Annotated in this window: 19 protein-coding genes; 6 read left to right on the top strand and 13 right to left on the bottom strand. The window is 33.1% G+C overall.

Annotated features, from left to right (window positions below; translation table 11 throughout):
- Positions 1-75 precede the first annotated feature (75 nt).
- From ACHRVX_RS21475 to ACHRVX_RS21455, 5 genes are all read right to left on the bottom strand, one after another.
- Positions 76-762: a phosphopantothenoylcysteine decarboxylase gene (locus ACHRVX_RS21475; protein ID WP_395336109.1), complete on the bottom strand. Its 687-nt coding sequence runs from the start codon at positions 760-762 to the stop codon at positions 76-78.
- A 191-nt stretch (positions 763-953) separates the two neighbouring features.
- A complete protein-coding gene (locus ACHRVX_RS21470) occupies positions 954-1,634 on the bottom strand; it encodes a Crp/Fnr family transcriptional regulator (protein WP_395336106.1) in 681 nt (226 codons plus the stop codon).
- Between the two features lie 222 nt (positions 1,635-1,856).
- Positions 1,857-2,504: a hypothetical protein gene (locus ACHRVX_RS21465; protein ID WP_395336104.1), complete on the bottom strand. Its 648-nt coding sequence runs from the start codon at positions 2,502-2,504 to the stop codon at positions 1,857-1,859.
- Positions 2,505-2,507: 3 nt separating this feature from the next.
- Positions 2,508-3,542 (bottom strand): D-alanine--D-alanine ligase, encoded by a 1,035-nt coding sequence (locus ACHRVX_RS21460; RefSeq protein ID WP_395336102.1) that lies wholly within the window; start codon positions 3,540-3,542, stop codon positions 2,508-2,510.
- 11 nt (positions 3,543-3,553) lie between these two features.
- Positions 3,554-4,264, bottom strand: coding sequence for an NRDE family protein (locus ACHRVX_RS21455; protein WP_395336100.1), 711 nt, complete (start codon positions 4,262-4,264; stop codon positions 3,554-3,556).
- A 710-nt stretch (positions 4,265-4,974) separates the two neighbouring features.
- On the opposite strand from ACHRVX_RS21455, the gene ACHRVX_RS21450 reads away from it, so the two are divergent.
- From ACHRVX_RS21450 to ACHRVX_RS21435, 4 genes are all read left to right on the top strand, one after another.
- Complete coding sequence (locus ACHRVX_RS21450) at positions 4,975-5,943, top strand: AraC family transcriptional regulator (RefSeq protein WP_395336098.1); 969 nt, start codon at positions 4,975-4,977, stop codon at positions 5,941-5,943.
- Between the two features lie 82 nt (positions 5,944-6,025).
- Positions 6,026-6,883, top strand: a complete 858-nt coding sequence (locus tag ACHRVX_RS21445) for a hypothetical protein (RefSeq protein ID WP_395336096.1) — start codon at positions 6,026-6,028, stop codon at positions 6,881-6,883.
- 77 nt (positions 6,884-6,960) lie between these two features.
- A complete protein-coding gene (locus ACHRVX_RS21440) occupies positions 6,961-7,386 on the top strand; it encodes a DoxX family protein (RefSeq protein ID WP_395336094.1) in 426 nt (141 codons plus the stop codon).
- Between the two features lie 230 nt (positions 7,387-7,616).
- Positions 7,617-8,033 (top strand): acyl-CoA thioesterase, encoded by a 417-nt coding sequence (locus ACHRVX_RS21435; RefSeq protein WP_395336092.1) that lies wholly within the window; start codon positions 7,617-7,619, stop codon positions 8,031-8,033.
- A 257-nt stretch (positions 8,034-8,290) separates the two neighbouring features.
- On the opposite strand, the gene ACHRVX_RS21430 is transcribed toward ACHRVX_RS21435, so the two are convergent.
- Together ACHRVX_RS21430 and ACHRVX_RS21425 are read right to left on the bottom strand one after the other, a co-directional pair.
- Positions 8,291-8,599, bottom strand: coding sequence for a hypothetical protein (locus tag ACHRVX_RS21430; protein ID WP_395336089.1), 309 nt, complete (start codon positions 8,597-8,599; stop codon positions 8,291-8,293).
- Positions 8,600-8,798: 199 nt separating this feature from the next.
- Positions 8,799-9,212: a ketopantoate reductase family protein gene (locus tag ACHRVX_RS21425; protein ID WP_395336087.1), complete on the bottom strand. Its 414-nt coding sequence runs from the start codon at positions 9,210-9,212 to the stop codon at positions 8,799-8,801.
- A gap of 150 nt (positions 9,213-9,362) precedes the next feature.
- On the opposite strand from ACHRVX_RS21425, the gene ACHRVX_RS21420 reads away from it, so the two are divergent.
- Positions 9,363-9,749: a winged helix-turn-helix transcriptional regulator gene (locus tag ACHRVX_RS21420; protein WP_395336085.1), complete on the top strand. Its 387-nt coding sequence runs from the start codon at positions 9,363-9,365 to the stop codon at positions 9,747-9,749.
- Positions 9,750-9,913: 164 nt separating this feature from the next.
- Here ACHRVX_RS21420 and ACHRVX_RS21415 read toward each other — a convergent pair whose 3' ends face one another.
- The 3 genes from ACHRVX_RS21415 to ACHRVX_RS21405 form a co-directional block, all read right to left on the bottom strand.
- Positions 9,914-13,078 (bottom strand): S41 family peptidase, encoded by a 3,165-nt coding sequence (locus ACHRVX_RS21415; protein WP_395336082.1) that lies wholly within the window; start codon positions 13,076-13,078, stop codon positions 9,914-9,916.
- 209 nt (positions 13,079-13,287) lie between these two features.
- Positions 13,288-14,010, bottom strand: coding sequence for a LytR/AlgR family response regulator transcription factor (locus tag ACHRVX_RS21410; RefSeq protein ID WP_395336079.1), 723 nt, complete (start codon positions 14,008-14,010; stop codon positions 13,288-13,290).
- Complete coding sequence (locus ACHRVX_RS21405) at positions 14,007-15,053, bottom strand: sensor histidine kinase (protein WP_395336077.1); 1,047 nt, start codon at positions 15,051-15,053, stop codon at positions 14,007-14,009. Before ACHRVX_RS21405 ends, ACHRVX_RS21410 begins: the two co-directional genes overlap by 4 nt.
- Positions 15,054-15,481: 428 nt before the next feature.
- On the opposite strand from ACHRVX_RS21405, the gene ACHRVX_RS21400 reads away from it, so the two are divergent.
- The gene (locus ACHRVX_RS21400) at positions 15,482-16,138 is read left to right on the top strand and encodes a CBS domain-containing protein (RefSeq protein WP_395336257.1); all 657 of its coding nucleotides are present in this window, start codon (positions 15,482-15,484) and stop codon (positions 16,136-16,138) included.
- A gap of 68 nt (positions 16,139-16,206) precedes the next feature.
- Here the strand turns inward: ACHRVX_RS21400 and ACHRVX_RS21395 are convergent, their stop codons facing one another.
- The 3 genes from ACHRVX_RS21395 to ACHRVX_RS21385 form a co-directional block, all read right to left on the bottom strand.
- Positions 16,207-18,327, bottom strand: a complete 2,121-nt coding sequence (locus ACHRVX_RS21395) for a cation:proton antiporter (RefSeq protein WP_395336074.1) — start codon at positions 18,325-18,327, stop codon at positions 16,207-16,209.
- A gap of 3 nt (positions 18,328-18,330) precedes the next feature.
- The gene (locus ACHRVX_RS21390) at positions 18,331-18,906 is read right to left on the bottom strand and encodes a hypothetical protein (RefSeq protein ID WP_395336072.1); all 576 of its coding nucleotides are present in this window, start codon (positions 18,904-18,906) and stop codon (positions 18,331-18,333) included.
- A gap of 443 nt (positions 18,907-19,349) precedes the next feature.
- On the bottom strand, positions 19,350-19,721 hold the full coding sequence (locus ACHRVX_RS21385) for a helix-turn-helix domain-containing protein (RefSeq protein ID WP_395336069.1): 372 nt from the start codon (positions 19,719-19,721) through the stop codon (positions 19,350-19,352).
- Between the last annotated feature and the right edge of the window lie 2 nt (positions 19,722-19,723).

Genomic DNA, 19,723 nt, shown 5'->3' with positions numbered 1-19,723 from the left:
GATCAAGTTTAATAGCAAAATGGGAAAAGTAACGCAGTGCCGGATAATTGCCGTGGTCATCACTAACCAAAATAATCACACCATATAATTATTTTCTACTACAATAGTTTTAAAACTCTCTTTAAGCAGAGCTATAATATCAAAAGCAACATCTTTTTTATTTTTTAAGGGAAAATTTACTACCGATAATTCCTTATCTACAATAGTTATTTTATTCGTATCATATCCAAAACCTTCATTGACAGTAGGCGAATTGATCACTACTAAATCAAAATTTTTCTTTTTGAGTTTGCCGATGGCATTTTCGCGGATATTGTTTGTTTCAAGTGCAAAGCCAATTGATTTTTGATCTTGTCTTTTTACTTTCCCGAATTCTAAGGCGATATCGATATTTTTTTTAAGTTCTACTGTCGCTTCATTTTCGATTTTCTTGATTTTAATATCCGAAGTAATTTTTGGCGTGTAGTCCGCAACCGCTGCACAGAAAATGGCTATATCAATATGCTCAAAATTCGTTTTACAGGCTTCATACATTTGACTGGCACTTACAACAGAAACGATTTTATGTTTTGGAAATGATGAGGTGATGCAAACCGGACCACTTACCAGGAGTACATCTGCACCCATTTCATGCAAAGCTTCTGCGATTGCATAACCCATTTTTCCGCTGCTTTCATTAGATATAAATCGAACAGGATCCAAGTATTCGCGCGTTGGACCCGCTGTAATTAGAATTTTTTTGTTTTTTAAGATGGTTTCCATTGGATCTACTTTTGAATTTTTATATTCTGTAAAAATAGTTCGTCTTTAAAAATGGATTTGTCAGCCACTTATCAAAATCAGAAGGTTTGCTTTATTTTATTTGTAATGCTTTTTTTAAAACTTAATATGCTAATGCTTGAATTATTAGCATGTGTATCAGACAGTTTTAAAAATGAATTTTCAATTTTATTTTATTTAAATTTTGAAATATCACTAATTATTAATTCTTTACGGTTATAATGAATTAAGCCTTCATTTTCTAGATCATTGAGTAATTGGGTGGCTGTTTGCCTTGAAGTACAAATAACCTGGGCAATATCAGCTTGGGTAAGATAGTTTTCAATAGTGTAAGAATTATCTTTTTTTAATCCTTCTTTTTCAGCCCAATCTTTTATAAATTCAATTAGTCGCGTTCTGGCATCTTTAGATATTAAATTAGAATAATTATTTTTTACTTTTTTCATTTTTAATCCCACAAACTTGGTATAAGAAAGTGCCAAATTTGGATTTTGCAAGAGTAAATTTTCAAAATCCGACAGCATAAAACTACAGATGCTCACTTCATTTGTGATGGCAACTGCATGTTCATTTGAATTCATGTCGTTAACCAAATCTAATTCGCCAAATAAATCTCCTTTTTGTATGATATCTTTAATGGTTTCTGAGCCATCTTCATCCACAGAAACAATCTTGATATTTCCGGTTTTGAGTAAAAAAATTCGAGGCACATCAGTAGACGAAAAATAAATTATTTCCCCTTTTTTTGCTTTTTTAAAGCATGTTATAATGCATAACTGTTTGATTTGCGAAAAGCTTAAAACACTAAAAAGCTTATGGTCTCTTAGATACCAGTATTTGATCTCGTCGTACATAATAAAATTTATTTACTATCCAAATATAAAAAAATTCACGATAAAGTTTTTAACCTTAGAGTTCCTGAAATTGTATCAACTCTAATTAGCAATATTGCAGGTCAAACACGTTGGTTAAAATTGTAAATACAACTAAAATAACCGGTAAAATGGTATAAATTTAATGGAAAGAAAAATAACGTTCTCAAAATAAAGCCGTTATTAGCTTTGAACTTTAAATTTCTAAAATTGAGGTTTAAAATACTTTCTATACACTTTAATCACCTGAATACTTCCCAAAACAATAAAAAATAACGGAACCAGAATAGGCATTACATACTTTGAAAATTGATTTGTTTTTTCGAAAAGTCTCTGTAAAACTACAATTAAACTAAACATTCCTAAAAAAACACCAATCAAAGTTCCTGCGATATAATAATATTTAAATTCTTTTTCTATTGTAATATACTTTGCTTTAAGCAAATATAAATTCCAGCTCGTCCAAAAAGGAACTTGTAAGAAATTTAAACAATTTAAAAACAGACCAATTATAAAGGGCGAGTACATTAAATATTTATTCAAATTGTTTGTAGCTTTTGCTGTATCATTGAAATTAAAATAAAAAAGAAAAGCTAAAACAAACATAAATATAACTGAAAATAAGTCAATTACCTTCATTAATTTTTTATTCTTTACGAGCTGACTGGCAAAAAGCAACGTAAAATAAATGACAAAGCTTTCTACAAAAACAACTCCTGATAAAAAGAAAAGCAAATTATGAAGCCCTGATTTTGTATAAATTTCTAATCCCACTAAGTTTAAATATCCCAGTGGAATTGATCCCAGAAAACTTACCAGAAATCCAACCGAGATATTTTTTAAGCTTTTCATTTCTTAAAAGTTCAAAATTTTATTGTTTTGCGCCACATGCATTCTATATTCACGCATCCCGACTTTATAATCTAAATAAGGCACACCTTTTTTATGGTTTTCAACACTTATTTCATACATATACGTAATATGTCTTGCCAGTTCTTTCCAGGCAAACCAAACCGAATGTTTGGGATCATAAATATGTGTTGGTTCACTTGCTGCTCCGTTAAGCTCTACAATTTGAAAGTTTACTCCCTGTTCTAATTCTTCAAAAGTATTGTACATGATATCAAAACGCCCAAAATAGAACTCCGGAATCTGACTTGCAATTTCATTAATCATCATAGTTAATTTTGGAGTAATCAAATGACTTCCATCCAGAAATTTTGCGCCTCGGGCGTGGTTTCCAAACGGAACTAAATTCAGCGTTTCGTCTTTCTGCAGAATTTGGTTCAACTGAGTTCCATATTCTTCTTTTAAAACATCAAACTGAAGTTGGAACCGTGGCGTCTTTTTAATTAACTCTTCAATGGTTGATTTGCCGTCGCCTGTTACAATTAGAAATTCTTTGCACACAATTCCGGTAATTTTACCACTTTCTTCAAGCGGATGGCGTACATAAAAAATGCCAACTTCGTTTTTAAACTCAATCAGGTCCTGCACCAGGAAGTCAAAGTTTGCTTTTTCGGCATATTTTTTAAGTTCTGCAATGGTTTTTATTTTCTTTACACCAGAACCACGCAAACCAATATCAGGTTTAGCTATTACCGGAAAATAAATTTGTTTGTCGACTAGTTGATCGACTATAATGTTTAAGGGAGAATTCTCCGGAATCAATATCGTTTTTGGATAACACTTTACAGGAAGTAAATCATAGATTTGTTTTTTACTTTCCATAATAAAGCCGCCATTTTTAATTTTTGGATTAGAGGCGTTAAAGAAAAAAACAGATCTGGCTCTTATCGCATAATAAGCCCAAAGGAAATAGATGGGAAGATATAAAACCTGAAAGGGCCAGTACTCCCAATTAGTTACTTTGTGAAAAAATAGTTTCATATAAGCCTGTTTTAAATTCGAATAAACGAAGTTGAAAAATCTTCTGTTTTTACTAAATCATAATATTTCATGACACATCTGTTTTGCTCAATCACCGTTTGTGTTACGCTAAGCGTTTTCAGGATATCTTCTCTATTTATAATGAGGCCGTTTTGAGAATCATCGCTGTGTGTGTTTCTATGAAAATCAAGCATCTCTGAAGCTGAAATTTGATCTGCCTCTTTTAAAAAATTAAAAAACCAATCTGATCGCTTCTTTCTAATTTTATCAGGATACAAAGTAACCGATGACCAGATATAGTTTTGAGATTCATCTAATTTTGTTGCACTCTTTTCAAAGCCGTCCCAGATCAACTGATACAATTTTTTTTCCTGATACAAAACCAGCGTAAACGGCTCGATATTGTCCAGGTCAATTTGTTTCCAGAAACTCTTTGGTGAACCATTTGATAAAATATCCAAGGCTATTAATCCGCGGCTTTTTCGATAAGGCAATACCGGAATGTGTTTTGTAATTCCGCCATTTAATAAAACCAGTACAGATCCGTTTTCATCAATTGCAAACCAGGTTCCGCCGGCTTTTGGATCTTTTGGATATAATATCATTTTCCCGTGGTGACCATAATTTCTTGGCTCAATTGCACTGGGACGAGCTACTTTTTCATCCCGGTTTGATGTAATAATTACAATTCCGTTATTATTTACAAAACTTACTGTACACATTGTTTTCTATATTTGATTTTTAATTGAGTTACGCTACTACTGTCCCTTATAATAGTAAGAATTCGGGATTGTTTTTTGAGTTAATAAAAGAATCTATACTATTTACAAATTTGACAATCACGTTCTGCGCATTCTCAACAGGAATGAAGTTACTTAAAAAATAAAAGAAATATTTCATGAATTTAATCTTTTTACATCTTTGAGTGTGTAAAACTATGGTACTATAAAAAAGGGAAATGTCAGCTAACTTACACTTCACACAAAATAATTATAATTTGCTGAAGTTTTAATGACATTTTCATGTAATAGTTTAAAAAATAATTATTTACATTTCATTCCTGCATTGCATTTCGTGTTGAAATACAGATCATTAGAGCCCTCTTATTATGTTTAAAAATCACTTATTTATAACAAAAAGCTTTATTACTTTTATGCACCAGATTAACACTATTGTTACAGTGGCATTTACTTAAAGAGAAAGTTTCCAGATCAATACATTGTAAACTGAGATCAATTTTATATTGCTTTCAGCACATAACGATACATGTAATGAAGTTATACTTTCTTCGAAGGCATTTGCTACCGAAGATCCTCAAAAATATATTCTTACTGAAATTGAAAATCCAACCATTGAGCAAAAGCAACTGCGAGACTGGTGGATGAAGACAAATTAAAAAGTGAACTAAGAGAGTTTTACCAAATTTACCGATATGACAAATTTACAAGAAGTCAAGGATAACGTATTGCAAGTATCTAAAAGTCCCAAATCTAAAACGATTAGCCGTAATTGTAGCGATACGCTTAAAAATACAACAGACATTATAAAATATGGTCTTAAAAGAGAACTTTCGGTAGAATTTGAAATTGTGGATTTAGCCGATTTATATACAGAATTTAGAGATAAACTAACGGTGATTCACCGAACAGATTTTTATCATATAATCTGGTTTCAAAATGGCAGTCCTACACATTTGGTTGACTTTAATCCGATACAAATAAATCCCAACTCGTTACTATTCCTGAACAAAGATATTGTACATCGTTTTGACAATCAAACGGATGTTGCCGGGAAAGCTATCTTATTTACTGAGCGATTTTTTTGTAGTACAGAAAGCAACACTACGTTTTTACAAAATAGTATTTTGTTCAACGATTTATTTTCAAATTTTCCAGTCAGTCTTCAAAACAATGCTACACTATTTGGAGAATTACTGGATCAGATGCAAAAAGAATTAAACAACTCAAAAGACCATTTCCAGGCTGATATTTTACAAAATCTGCTGCATAATTTCTTGTTGCATTCAGAAAGAGAAAGACGCACGCAAAATTTCTCAGAGATTAAAAAAGATGCTGACTTTGATTATGTAATGCTGTTTAAAAAATTTCTGGAAGAAACATATAAAAATAAAAAACAGGTGAATTATTATGCCAAACAGATAAACATCACAGAAAAACGATTCAATCAGGCCACTACAAAGGTTTTAGGCAAAACACCAAAAGAAATGATTGATGACAGAATTATGCTGGAAGCCAAGAGAATTTTGGCACACACAAGACAAAGCGTTAAAGAAATTGGTTATAGTCTGGGATTTGAAGAGCCCACTTATTTTATTAAATACTTTAAAAAACATGCGAAACTTACCCCAATCGAATTCAGGGAAAAAATCGTTTTGGCGTAAAAGTATCATTTAAACGCTTTTTTCTACCTTTCCTTTGATTGAAAAACAGGGCACTTTTGTATTGAATTTTAAATCTATAAAAATGAAAATAACAATCGTAGGCACAGCCTTAATTTTACTAATAAGTTTATCTTCTTACAAAGAAATTTATCCGGTTTTAAAATCTCTGAATTCAGATAAAATGAGTAACAGAGAAAAGGTAGTCAGCCTATTAAAATCAATTGAGACGGGAGAAAAAGAGCCTGTAGGATTTATTAATCCCAACAAATACATTCAACATAATTTAAATGCCGCGGACGGACTGGCTGGTTTTGGCGCTTTGATGAAATCCTTGCCGCCAAACTCTGCGAAAGTAAATACCGTTCGTTCATTTGAAGATGGTAATTTTGTTTTTACCCAAACAGATTACATTTTTTTCGGACCCAAAATTGGATTTGATATTTTTCGCTTTGAGAATGGCAAAATTGTAGAACATTGGGACAATCTGCAACAAACAGCAGGTCCTAACCCAAGTGGACATACTATGATTGACGGTACGACCCAAATCAAAGACCTTGACAAAACAGAAGCAAACAAAACCGTGGTTAAAAACTTCATTACCGACATTTTAATAAACGGAAAAATGGAAAAATTATCAGGTTACTTTGACGGAGATAACTACATTCAGCATAATCCTAATGTTCCGGATCAATTGTCAGGATTAGGAAAAACGTTAGAAAAATGGGCGAAACAGGGAATTACCATGAAATATGACAAAATCCATAAAGTTTTAGGCGAAGGTAATTTTGTTTTAATTGTTAGCGAAGGACATCTTGCAGGAAAACACGATTCTTTTTATGACCTGTACAGAGTAGAAAATGGAAAAATTGCAGAGCATTGGGATACTATTGAAGAAATTCCATTAAAAGAAAATTGGAAAAATCAAAATGGAAAATTTTAAAAATAGATAACTAACTATTAGAATAGTAAAGATTGAAAAATCAAATCTGGAATTTTTAACCTCAAAATTTTAATCAAATGTTTAAAATAAAACAACTCACCCAACCTTTCATTTCTGTAGACTTGGTTTTATTCTTTTTAAGAATTACTGTGGGATCACTAATTTTTATCAATCATGGAATTGAAAAGATACTTACTTTTAATCATATGCTCTCGATTTTTCCTGATCCTGTTGGTATAGGTCAATTTCCCAGTTTAATTTTTGCCCTTTTAGCAGATGGTATTTGCTCGATTCTACTCATTTTTGGTTTGTTTACCAGAATAAGTGCCTTTGTTTTGTCAATTAACTTACTTATTGCATTAGTGCTGTTTCATAAATTACAAATAACAGAGGTGCACGGAGAGTTAGTTGCAGTGTATTTGGCAATAACACTTATGATATTTCTATATGGCCCAGGAACCATTAGTATTGACAAGTTGTTAAATAATAAATTTACGAAATAACTATTTAAACTTGAACTGATAAGCCGCTTGGTGTTCAAGATTGAAAATAATGGAAATAGTAAATTTATAAATTTTTAATGACCATAAAAACCTCTATCACGAAATGTTTACTAATTGCGTGAACAGACACTCGAAACACTTGAAACATAGCGAATAAGAATATACAGCCTGACACAATAAAAACCCAATAAATCCTTTTTAATAAATATCAAATTTTAATTTACAATATTATGGAATATTCAAAAAATTACACTGCTGCAGACGAGCATATAGATGTACAGGAAATTATGGATGGTTTGTATTATCCTTTTTATATGGAGGAATGCCGTCATGCCTACATTAAAGAAGTTCTTGGTTTCGATTTTGTACAACAGGCAGAACAGGGTGTTTTTATGGTTTTATCTGAGTACAGCATCAAGTTTATCAGATCGCTGAAAAGGAATGACAATTTTGATGTTACCTGTGCCGTTTTTACCGATGCTAAAGGTTTACCGCGCCTTCATTTCAAACAATCAATAGTGAAAAATGGAAAAGTAATGGCTTCAGGAGTATTTACAGGAACTTGTATTCCAGCGACCGGAGGCAGACCGTATATACCAGAAGAGCTTAAAGCAAATTTTGCTGACGCACAAGAGTTAGATATTTAAATATCTATAAGTTTTTAACAGGCTTGTGCGTCATATTTGTCTAAAACTTAAAGCAAAAAAGTCACTCTATACTAATGTTTTAGAGTGACTTTGTTTTAATAGTACAAATTGCTTCTTTTTACCTACCTCAATATTTAGCCTTAATTAGCAGTGTTCTATCCTGGCTGGAGATTTCAAATACAATCCGTTTTTTCTATAACGTTTGACCGCTTATAAAAAAGTTGTTAAATATCTGCTACATTTCAAATTCTTTGCAGTTATATTCCCAGACGAGGTAATTTAAAGTTGAGTTCTTTGGCTACTTTCAGGACATCCTGACCATACGATTTAGCCTCTTCAGGATTATTGTGACTGTAGACCATAGTGGCAAACGGCGGGCTTATTTTTAGTAGAAAACGCACCATTAAACTTCCTATCCAGACAGGTCGCAAGTACATTTTTATATCCTGCAAATTGGTGGATAGGTTAATACCTCTTTTTTCTACCAGTGGCAGTAACTCACGAACCCGAAGCATAACCTCTTTTAAGTGTTTATTTGAACTAAAAACTTTCTCGACAGAACCCACCTCCAGCACTTTAGAGAAAAAACCGGCATCTATAATAAAATGTATCCATAACCAGCCTTTAAAATCCGAATGTTCTTTTATCTTAAAACCAGTCTGTATAAAAAGCTCCCTTACAGCCAGTTCTCTATTGCTTGGAATGGTGCCAAAAGTTCCAAAATGAACGTCGCTTAAAATCGCACCATTCAGGACGCCATCAGCATCAAAACCACCGCCGGCAAGAGGAAAACCCCCATGCCAATTGTTCTTTAGGAAAAAGAGCTGTTTCCTGCAACGGATCTGTCCAGAAATTATTAAAAATAAGTACTGTCGCCTTGCCTATTTTTGGTAAAAGAAAATTGGCCGCTTTTGCAAACTGATAATGCTGTACACTAACAATAATCAGGTCAAAGTCGTGGTGCTCAGGAATATCATTAATTAATTTTGTTTTCCATACTTCTTCATTCATTACACCGGCAAGTTTTTTTCGTGCATCAAGAATTTTTACCAAAACATCAGGATGGTTTCCCCTTGCACTCTCTTTTCTTATATAAAAAGTTACGTCGTGTCCTGCCTTCTCAAAAGCCCATCCATATTGTGTAGAAATAACTCCTCTGCCAAACATTAAAATCTTCATATTTTCTCTTTTTTTTATAAATATTTTTCTCTTAAAAATGATTTTGTATCTTAAAATCTTACTCAAAATTAGACACAATATTATACCTTTGCAAGAGGGTACTTCTTTGTTATATAGGCACCTGCAGGTTATAAATGAATAAACAAAAGGATGAAGGAAGAGAAAAAAAATGAAAATTTTAAAAATTTACAAAAAGCATTATCAGACAGTTCTTTTGAAGAACATTTTTGCTCGCTCTACGTGTTTTATAACATCATGAGCAATAAGTGGACGTTAATGATTATGGGGAGTCTTATCAATGGTACAAAACGAAATAGCGACTTGCAACGAGAAATCGAGGGCATATCTCCTAAAATGCTTAATCAGACTTTAAAACTTTTGATAAAATGCAAAATGGTGGATAAAAAAATATATCCCGAGGTTCCTCCAAAGGTGGAATATTGGCTTACGGAATTTGGCAAAAGTACTGCCGATCCTTTGATGGCTTTATTGAATTGGACTGTAGAGTGGCAAGATGAGCTTAAAGTACTTCATTGATAAAACATTCAGCTACCAAAAAAAATTTCTCGTTAATTTGATCCTCCCATATACCAGAAAATCCAAGCCTCTAAATTACACTTTAAAGGTTTGGATTTTTTTTTAATCTATATTTTTACTTTATATATTCAAAACAAATTAATTATTTTGGAATCTCTAATAAATCAATTATTTTGAGAAAGATCCTTCAGTAGTTCCTTAACAGCAGCCTCAATTTGCTGGTCATTGCCCATTAAAATTTTCTCATAATCATTATTTACAAGGATATCCGGCTCAATTTGATAATTTTCCAGTCGGCGCTTTTCTTCTGTTGTATATACAGCCCTGTCAGGAATACCAACATATATTTCAGGATTAATCTGATCTTCCCAGGTTGTGCCTGTTCCGGTTCCGGGAACGGGCATTCCTATCAATTTGCCTATTTTAAGATGTTTATAGACATAAGGAAAGATGGAAGCATCTGAATAATTAGTCTCGTTCATGACCACACAACTAGGCTTATTCCATTTGTTTTCAGGCCACTTAGTGTCATTTACCATACCGTTCCCTCTTTCTGTGAGATATACTTTTCCTGATAAAAATGTAACCAAATCTCCCGTCAGGCTTCCACCGGTATTATATCTGGTATCCACAAGCAAAGCTTTTTTTCCTGCTAAACTACCTAATGCTTTATCATAAATTTCCCTGAATGGTTTCTCTCCCATTTGACTTACATGAATATATCCAATTTTACCTCCTGACAGACTATCTGTCAAGTGTTCCATTTTTTTTATCCAGCGCTTATACAGTAAGACATTTTTTTCACGGTTCGAATCAATTGGTTTGATATCTTCCTGATATTTCAAGCCTGTCTTAGTATTATGAAAATCAATCTTAATTAATTTCCCGGCTTTATTGTTTAAAAACTGAGACCAATCTTCTTTTTGAGTAACTGCGTTACCGTCTATTTTATCGATAATCATTCCTGCTTTTAATTGTGTTATTCCGTTATCAAATGGACCTTCGGCAATAATTTCTTTTACTAATAATCCATCACTACTTCTCGATTCATCATAAAACAATCCTAATGTTGCAGTAGCATCTCTATCTGTAATATTGGGTCCGTAGCGGGGGATTAAATGAGAATTATTTAGTTCTCCTAAAAACTCTTTTAAGAGCATTTGAAAATCATAACCATTATTGATAAAAGGTAAAAATTCTTTATAAGCGGAATAGTAAAAATCAAAGTCTACGCCATTTAATTTTGGATCCGAAAATTTATCTTTCGTAACATTGTAAATATGATCCAACATATAAGCTCGCTCCTGTGTCTCGTTGGCATTTGTTTCAATTTTTATGGCAAGGTCATTTACCTTTGCGTCTGCTGTACTAATATGTTTAACTTTATCTCCATCAACAACTAAATAAATACTGCTTCCGTCCTGACTCATTTTCATTTTTGGATTTTGAGCATTTATGGCAGCAAAAAGGGTTATCTTCCCTGATTCAGTATCTAAAGTGTACAAGTCATAATTATCATAATAACGTGCAAGAAAGTACATCTTTTTTTCATCATTTGAAATTGCAATATCTAAAATTGAAGCCGGAGCATTTGTTATTGTTTTAGAATTAAATTGTTCGTTGGTCAGATCTATTTTCAACGGAGTAATAGTAAGAGATTGACCTCTTTTAAACCTATCATTATACCAGGTCTCGTTATCAAAATAAGTTTTAACAATATCATATTGGCTCTCTGTATGGGTAAAATTTGTTAAACCCTTTAGTGGTGACAAACTATACATTACTTTACCACTAATTCCCCAATGTGGCATTTTACTTTTAAACGGACCCTGACTGATGATGAAATTTTTTGCTGCTTGCTCATCTTTAACAAGAAGAAGGCTATTACCTTGTACTATAAGATACTTACTATCAGGCGACCAGGCAAAATACTGATCTCCATCACTTTGAGAATAATTAATACCTGCTGGTAGTATAGTGTTGAATTGTTTAGAAATCAGATCATACGTTTTTAGAACAGAGCGTTCTTCAAGATATGCTATTTTATTTCCGTCCGGGGAGTATATGCCCTGAAACTCATCCTTGCTACTTCCCATAATAGTCTCCCTTGCGAGATTATTCGCTAAGTAAAAATAAGGCTGACTCCCATCGGTAATACTGATCTGATCTATATCCCAGGATCCGTTTTTCTCCACCGAAAACAGCAATTTACGACCATCAGGACTAAACTGAATCATTTTTTCCTGATACGGAGTATTTGTAATTTTTTTGGTTAGTAAACCATCCTCAGATGTAACATATACATCACCACGAGAAACAAAAGCAAACTGTTTTCCATCTGCTGAAACATCCATGTCATCAGATGCTGTTTCGACCGTAATTGGAGTAACAATATCATTTGAATCATCATTTAGTGTAAAAGCTAATTTTACAGGTTGCTTTCCTTCTTCTAATGTGTATATGTCGCCATTATAAGTAAAGGCAAATTTGCCATTAACATCCTTCGAAATGCTGCGCACAGGATGTTTTTCAAAATTTGTGAGCTGGATCATTTTAGAGGGATCAGTCAAAGATGATTTGTAAAGATTTTGTGAACCGTTCTTTTCACTCAGGTAATAAATATCATTATCTCTTCCCCAGAGAGGTTCGCGATCCTCACCTTTAAAATTTGAAACTTTAATGTAAGAGTTCGTTTTTAATCGATACACCCAAATATCCCTTGTTATAGAAGATACAGCGTGCTTCCTGAAAGGATCTTCAATACTGCCTTTATTATCCTGAAATATAATGGCATCATTTGCTTTATTATAATGGGCAAATTCCATACCTGCACTATTAACTAATTGACTGTTGCCACCTTTTACAGCTACCTGATAGAGCTTTTTAAAAAGATCCCTGTATGGAAAACGCAATGAAGTAAAAACATCATTTCTAGAACTTCCAAAATATATTTTATCGTCGTTTTCTGAAAAGTAGTAAGGAATATCGCTACTTGAATTGTACGTCAGACGAATTACATTCTTACCTGAAGAGTTCATGATATATACATCAGAATTGCCCTTTTTGATGGAAGAAAAAGCAATAGTATTACTATTATTACTCCAAATAGGATAGCTATTATATGACCCGTCATTTGTCAATTGAATAGCCTCTCCCCCGCTTTGTCTTACCTTAAAAATATTTCCTTTATAACCAAAGGCAATCCACTCACCATTAGGTGAAATGACAGGTTTTTGTATCCAGCGCGGTTGAATTTGACTCGCAAATACCCCTAAATGTATTAGCAGAAACGTTAATGATAGTAGAACCTTAATTTCATTTTTTTTCATATTCTTTATATTTTTGATTGTTTTTTACGCGAAATGAATGGTGATATCATCATCTTACAGACAACTTATCCCAAAAGTATTTCAGTTTATTTCTGAAGAAATCGCTTTTCCGGTTTTTAGCGATTTTTTTATTGCCATGAGGCTATCACCCCAAGTTTCGAGGTAGCCTGAGTTATGAATTGCAGATTATCAATTCATAATCTAAATATTTATGATTTTTGTTCTAGATTTTGAATAACCCTTTTTGCATAAGTTACACCAATAGGTATAATTTGTCGATTGATTTCTATTTCATTGGCTGAATAGCTGCTTATATGTCCAAATGCAATAATAAATGATCTGTGTACCCTGATAAAAAGCTCTACGGAAAGCTTTTCTTCAAAATAGCTGAGGGTATGATACGTTATCACTGATTTTTCTTTTGTATGTACTTTTACACATTCTTTTATGCCTTCGATATAAAGGATATCATGAAGTAAAATTCGAACCATTTTATTTTCTGACCGCACATAAATAAATGAATCTTCACTATTTTTAGATGTGATATGTTTTGTAGCCTGCAGGTGTTTACTTTCCTTTACGGCGATGCATTTATCTATTGCTTTTAAAAAACGTTCAAATGATATGGGTTTGAGCAAGTAATCCAATACATTGAGTTCATATCCTTCAATAGCAAATTCCCTGTAGGCAGTTGTAATAATAACAAGAGGAGGATCTTTTAATGTTCTTAGCAGTTCAATTCCCGTAATTTCCGGCATTTGTATATCCAGAAATAATAAATCTACAGTTGTTGTATTTAATATATTGTAAATCTGAACTCCTGTTGAACATGAGCCAACATGATGAAGATAGTCGATCTTGGCAATATAACTTTCGATAACTTCTCTTGCCAGTTCTTCATCATCTGCAACAACACAATTGATTTTTCTCATATATTAATTTTTAATTCAATTTCAAATACATCTTCAAACTTATGAATCAATAGTTTATACTTTTCATCATACATCAAGTCTAATCTTCGTTTAACGTTCGCCAACCCTATGCCATGCGGTTTTTCGACCTGAGTTTTCTGGAAACTATTTTCTACTTTTAAAAATAGCTCATTACTTATTACGTTGATACTTATAGTAATCCAACCGGCATGATTAGCAATTCCGTGTTTGAAGGCATTTTCTATAAAGGGCAGCAAAAGCAATGGAAATATTGATTTTCCCTCTATATCCCCCGAATATTGAAAAGAAAGATCCAGCCGGTCTGAAAACCTCATTTTCTCAATATAAATGTATCCCTCCAGATGCCTTATCTCATCTTTTAATAAAACTTTATCATGACTTGCTTCATATAACATATAGTGCATTAAGTCCGAAAGTCTCAGCACTAGCTCCGGCGCTTTTTCAGATTTTTTAAGGGTCAACGCATATAAGCTGTTTAGGGTATTGAAAAAAAAATGTGGATTTATCTGGGCTTTCAACAAGTTTATTTCCGCTGTTTTTTTTTGTTTCTCCATCTCCAGAAACCTTTTTTCCTTTTTAACAGCCTCTCTCATTATTTTCAGAAGCATTGCCACAATTATTATGGGAAAAAATAAAAAACTATTTCTTAAAATACGTATTGAACTCCAATAATACTTTATATCTGAGCGATAGGACACTGGATTATAAATTTTACTCAAAGGAACCCAAATTGTATAACTGCAAAATCGCTGGAGTGCGCCACCTGCAAGCAATAATATTACCAAAGCAATACTATAGATAAAGTATTTACCCCTGAAATAGTACAAAGGCATTAAAACATACAAATTAAAATAGGTAAGCAGGATTGCTATGGGTATAATGCTGAACATTTCGGGTTTTGGCTCCAAAGAAAACTGATCATGAGATTTCCACCCTTCATTTACAATTTCATATATTATTATCACTAGCCAAAAAGACAAATGCCTTAAAAACAGAAAATTGGGCTGGTTTTTATTTTTCATAGGATAAAATTAAAAATTATTTTCGACAATTTTCGGCCAACCCGCCAATAGTGTATTCAGTCCCCTCAATTCAACAATAATCCCTCTCAATGAAATTTTATAAAATCAAAATTATTGCATTTAGCTATTTTAAATCATACTATGAATTGATTACCACTCTAATCAGGAAGCATTAAATGAAGTTGTTATTATACCTGGAGAAGTGATTTTACAAAAAAATTTGTTGTTTTATAAAACGGCAGAAAGTAAAAAGCCGATTTTAGTGTGAGCAAAATGACAATTGTTCGTCCTTTAACTACCAGAAACATATAAATGCCGTGAAGAAAGAATTTGTAGCCTAATAATCCCAACAAATAAAAGACACATAGAAAATGTTATAAAACCAGCAAGCTATAATTCTTATTTGAAAATTTTTAAATCTTACAGGTATTACAGATCTGCCTGTCAGCAATTTCACACTCGTGGGTATGGCTGGAATCCTTAGTGGCTTATTTCACGCACCACTGACCGCTATTTTCCTTATTGCAGAAATAACCGGAGGATATGATTTAATGATTCCGCTTATGATTGTAGCTTCTGTGAGTTTTGCTGTTCCAAAACGTTTTGAAAAACACTCGCTGGATGTTAAAAATCTGGCCAAAAAAGGAAATGTTTTCACCAGTAACAAAGACACCAATATTCTCTGCACACTTGAAATAGAAGATCTTGTAAAAAAAGATTACCTTACTGTAGATACAAACCAGGATCTTGAGAATGTTGCTGAACTTTTAGCGCACTCTGATCAGGTCATTTTTGCGGTTGTAAGTGCAGAAACTAACCTTGAAGGACTGGTATATTTTAATGATATAAGGGAAGTAATTTTCGATAATCTCAAAACTAAAAATATTAAAGTTAAAGATATTATGGCAAAACCTGTCCAAACTGTTCATCTCTTTGACAGCATGGAAACGGTGATGAACAAATTTGAAAAAAGCAATAAAGTCTTTTTACCGGTGTTAGAAAATGGAAAATACTATGGTTTTATTACAAAATCAGACATTTTAGAATCGTACAGAAACAGACTGAAATCAATGATTTTTGAATAAATACAAAGCTTCAGCCTTTTATATATTGTCATTGCCTTTATATTTCTAATACAAGCTAAATTATTTTTTTACTTAAAAATTCGACCAATAATTTTTCCAATATCAGCAAAATCATCAAGATTACTTACGGATCTTTTTTCTGTAACCGTATTGTCAATTTTTGAGAAAGGGTAAATTAATAAATAATTGTTATTATAGAGTTTTGTATTTAAAATTTCAGGTACTTCTTTCATCTGAGGAAAATAAGAATGCATACCCCTGTCTGCCATTAGGATGATAAGCCCTTCATCTTCTTCAAGATTGCTTGCCATATTTTCAGCCTCCTGCCAGGAAGTTACAGCATTAAAAACAGCTTCAATATTTGCCTTTTTAATAATACTTTTCAATATATCGAGGGTTTTATCGTTTGCATAAAAACTCATTTTAGCACCCGAATTTTTTCCGATATTCCAAATTCTTAATAAACAATGGAAAAAACCTGGTTCGCGTTCCGCATCGGCAGGAATAAGAACAACATATTTTTTTATAGTTGACACTGGCTGGACCGCATGATAAATAATTAAATTGATATGTTTATTTTGCAGGTAACCGTTATAAAGATTATAAATAAAAGACGGTGAAAATCCTTTTTCTTCTTCAAGCCCAATGATCAGATCCGTAATATTCTGTTCTTTAACCACGTTATTAATACCCGCAATTACATCATTGTCATGTCGTGTTATCGGATTTATTTTAACATCCGCAGCTGCGCCCATATTTACAGCTTCACTCAGCAGTTTCTCTGCATTTTTTGATGACGACTCACTTTTTTCTTCATTAATCACGTTAAGTGCAAAAACCTTGTCTTTATTACTTTTATTTTTTATAAGAAGTCCCAGATTAACCATTTTCTCAACGGTACGCTCGTGATTTACAGCCAGGAGAATCTTTTCTTCTTCATCACCCGTACCCGCCGCAGTTTCTTCTTTATCAGCATCGGCAATCCTCTGGGCACTTGCCATTGAGACAAAAGATGAAATAGTACAGGAAACCAAGATAAGTAGAATGCTGCCATTAAGGACATGTTCGTTTAAAAGCCTTAGAGGCTCGCCTGCTTCATTTTCAGATAGAATAATGTTATACCCTACCATTACAGATGCAAGTGTCGCTGCTGCAGAGGCGGCGCTCATTCCGAAAATAAGCCTGCCTTCATCATCTGTAAAATTAAATGTCTTTTTAGTTAAGATAGCTGCTGCATATTTTCCTCCTATTGAAGCAATAAGCATAATTGAAGCTACTCCCAGTGTTTCCCAGCTCTGGATAAAAGCGTTAAAATCAATCAGCATACCAACACTAATTAGGAAAAAAGGAATAAAAATAGCATTACCCACGAATTCTACCCTGTTCATAAGAGATGAGGTGTGAGGTATAAGCCTGTTTAGTGCAAGACCTGCAAAAAATGCTCCAATAATAGCTTCTATTCCTGCTAATTCTGCCAGTAAAGCAGCAAGGTATATCATTACAATTACAAAAATATACTGCGAAATCTTATCTTCTACATTCTTAAAAAACCAACGTGCTATGATGGGAAAAATAAGCAAAACTACTAAAGCAAAAATCAGCATGGAAACAGACAGTGTAACCCAAAACGAAGTTCCTACTTCTCCCTGTGACATACCTACTACAACAGCTAGTACTACCAGCGAAAGTACATCTGTAATCATTGTTCCGCCTACCGTAACATTTACTGCCAGTTTTTTTGCTATTCCGAGTTTACTTACCATTGGATATACGATAAGAGTGTGTGACGAAAAAAGACTGGCAAACAATACCGAAGTTAAAAGCGAAAAATGCAGTACATAATATCCGCCTATAAGCCCCAGGACGAATGGCACAATAAAGGTATACAGCGAAAAAGTGATACTCTTCCATTTATTTTTTTTAAAGTCACCCATGTCTATCTCCAGCCCCGCCAGAAACATTATGTACAGCAGTCCTGTAGTACCTGTTACCACTACGCTACTGTCTCTGGCAAGAACGTTAAATCCATTTGGACCTATAACGGCACCAGCTATAATGAGGCCAAGCAGATGCGGTACTTTTATTTTATTCAGCAAAAGCGGAATACATAAAATGATGATGAGTTCGATAAGGAATTTTAGCACTGGATCTTCAACAGGAAGACTGACGTGTTGTATACTTAATAACATAAATTATTTTTTTTGAGGAAGTGTAAGTTCTACCGCGAATCTGGCAGAACAGTTATCCTGACCGGTAATAGTCTGCGTGCCTTTAATAATATTTTCTTTAATATCATCAAGAACCACATTTATTTTCACTCTGTTTTTAGAAACACTGTCACTGCTAAATTCAAGCATTATTTTATCTTTCAGGTATTTTGCCTTAAATACCCTTACCAGCTTTTTATTATTTAGAACATTCGTATAAGTTCCGGTAGAATCAGATACAAATTCCCAGACTTCATTACGCTGATCTCCTATAACGTACTGGCTGCAGTTTGATTCTCTGCAAAGCATCTTACTGTTCCAGAAACCTTTAAGCGATTCCGGCCATTCCGTAATTAATTCAGTATCCTTATTTATAGTGTCTTTTAAAGCAAAGATGCTGTCGCGCATAGAGAGTAATGCATTATAATCTGCTTCTTTTTTTTGAAATTCTTCTTCCTTTAAAATTACAGCCTTTTCTCTCTTCAGCAGCTCCTGTTCTTTTCTGTTTTCACAGGAAATAAAAATACAGGCAAGAATTAATAATAGAGGTAAATGTTTCATAAATCTTTTTTTGGATATACAATTTAACGAAAATATACCGTTATACAAAATAAAACAAACCTTAAAATCAATAAGCTTCCATTAAAATTCATATAGAAAATAAGAATAAATCAATAAATTTCACTTAAAGTAGGTCACGAAGTTAAAAAGATTCCAGTAAATTAGTTATCTGATTTTCAATAAAACGACTGATATAAAAAACGGGTTATTACTTATTCCTGAAAACGACAGGCAGTCCCAAAGAATATTAAGATTGGACTTAATACCTTTTGTGCCACAAAACCTTAAGGCGGATGAAAGATTTATGCCATTAGAAGTTTGCGGCAGAATCGTGGCACATCGATTTTTGAAGAATTATAAATCTAGTAAATACAAAAACTATCGAATTTAAGTTCGAATGGGCATCTCATCACTAAAAGTTACTATTGTAAAAAAAACTGCCATTAACGCATTGCACACTTTTCTTTATAAAACTGAAGCTCCCGATCTGTTTTACCAAGGAGCTTTTCCAAAAGTGCTATCTTATCCTCATAAAGCCTTGTAACCAGTTCAAAGCTGTTGTGGCTGTTTGCAACAGTACCTTTTTCAACAATTCTGCTTTGAATTAAATAATGCTGGCTATCAAAATTGATTATATTCTCTATTGGGAGTTCCATAATTAATGCTAGCTGCTGAAGTTTATCAAGGCTCACGCTTGTTTTTCCTTTTTCAATTTTACTGTAACCTGCCTGTGTTATACCCAACTGTCCTGCTATATATTCCTGCGTATAATTTTTTAATTCCCTTACACTTTTAATCTTATCACCTATTAACATTT

The organism is Flavobacterium sp. FlaQc-47, assembly GCF_044006475.1.
Lineage (GTDB): Bacteria > Bacteroidota > Bacteroidia > Flavobacteriales > Flavobacteriaceae > Flavobacterium.
The sequence above is the reverse complement of the archived record's forward strand: the minus strand, read 5'-3'. Positions and strand labels throughout refer to the sequence as shown.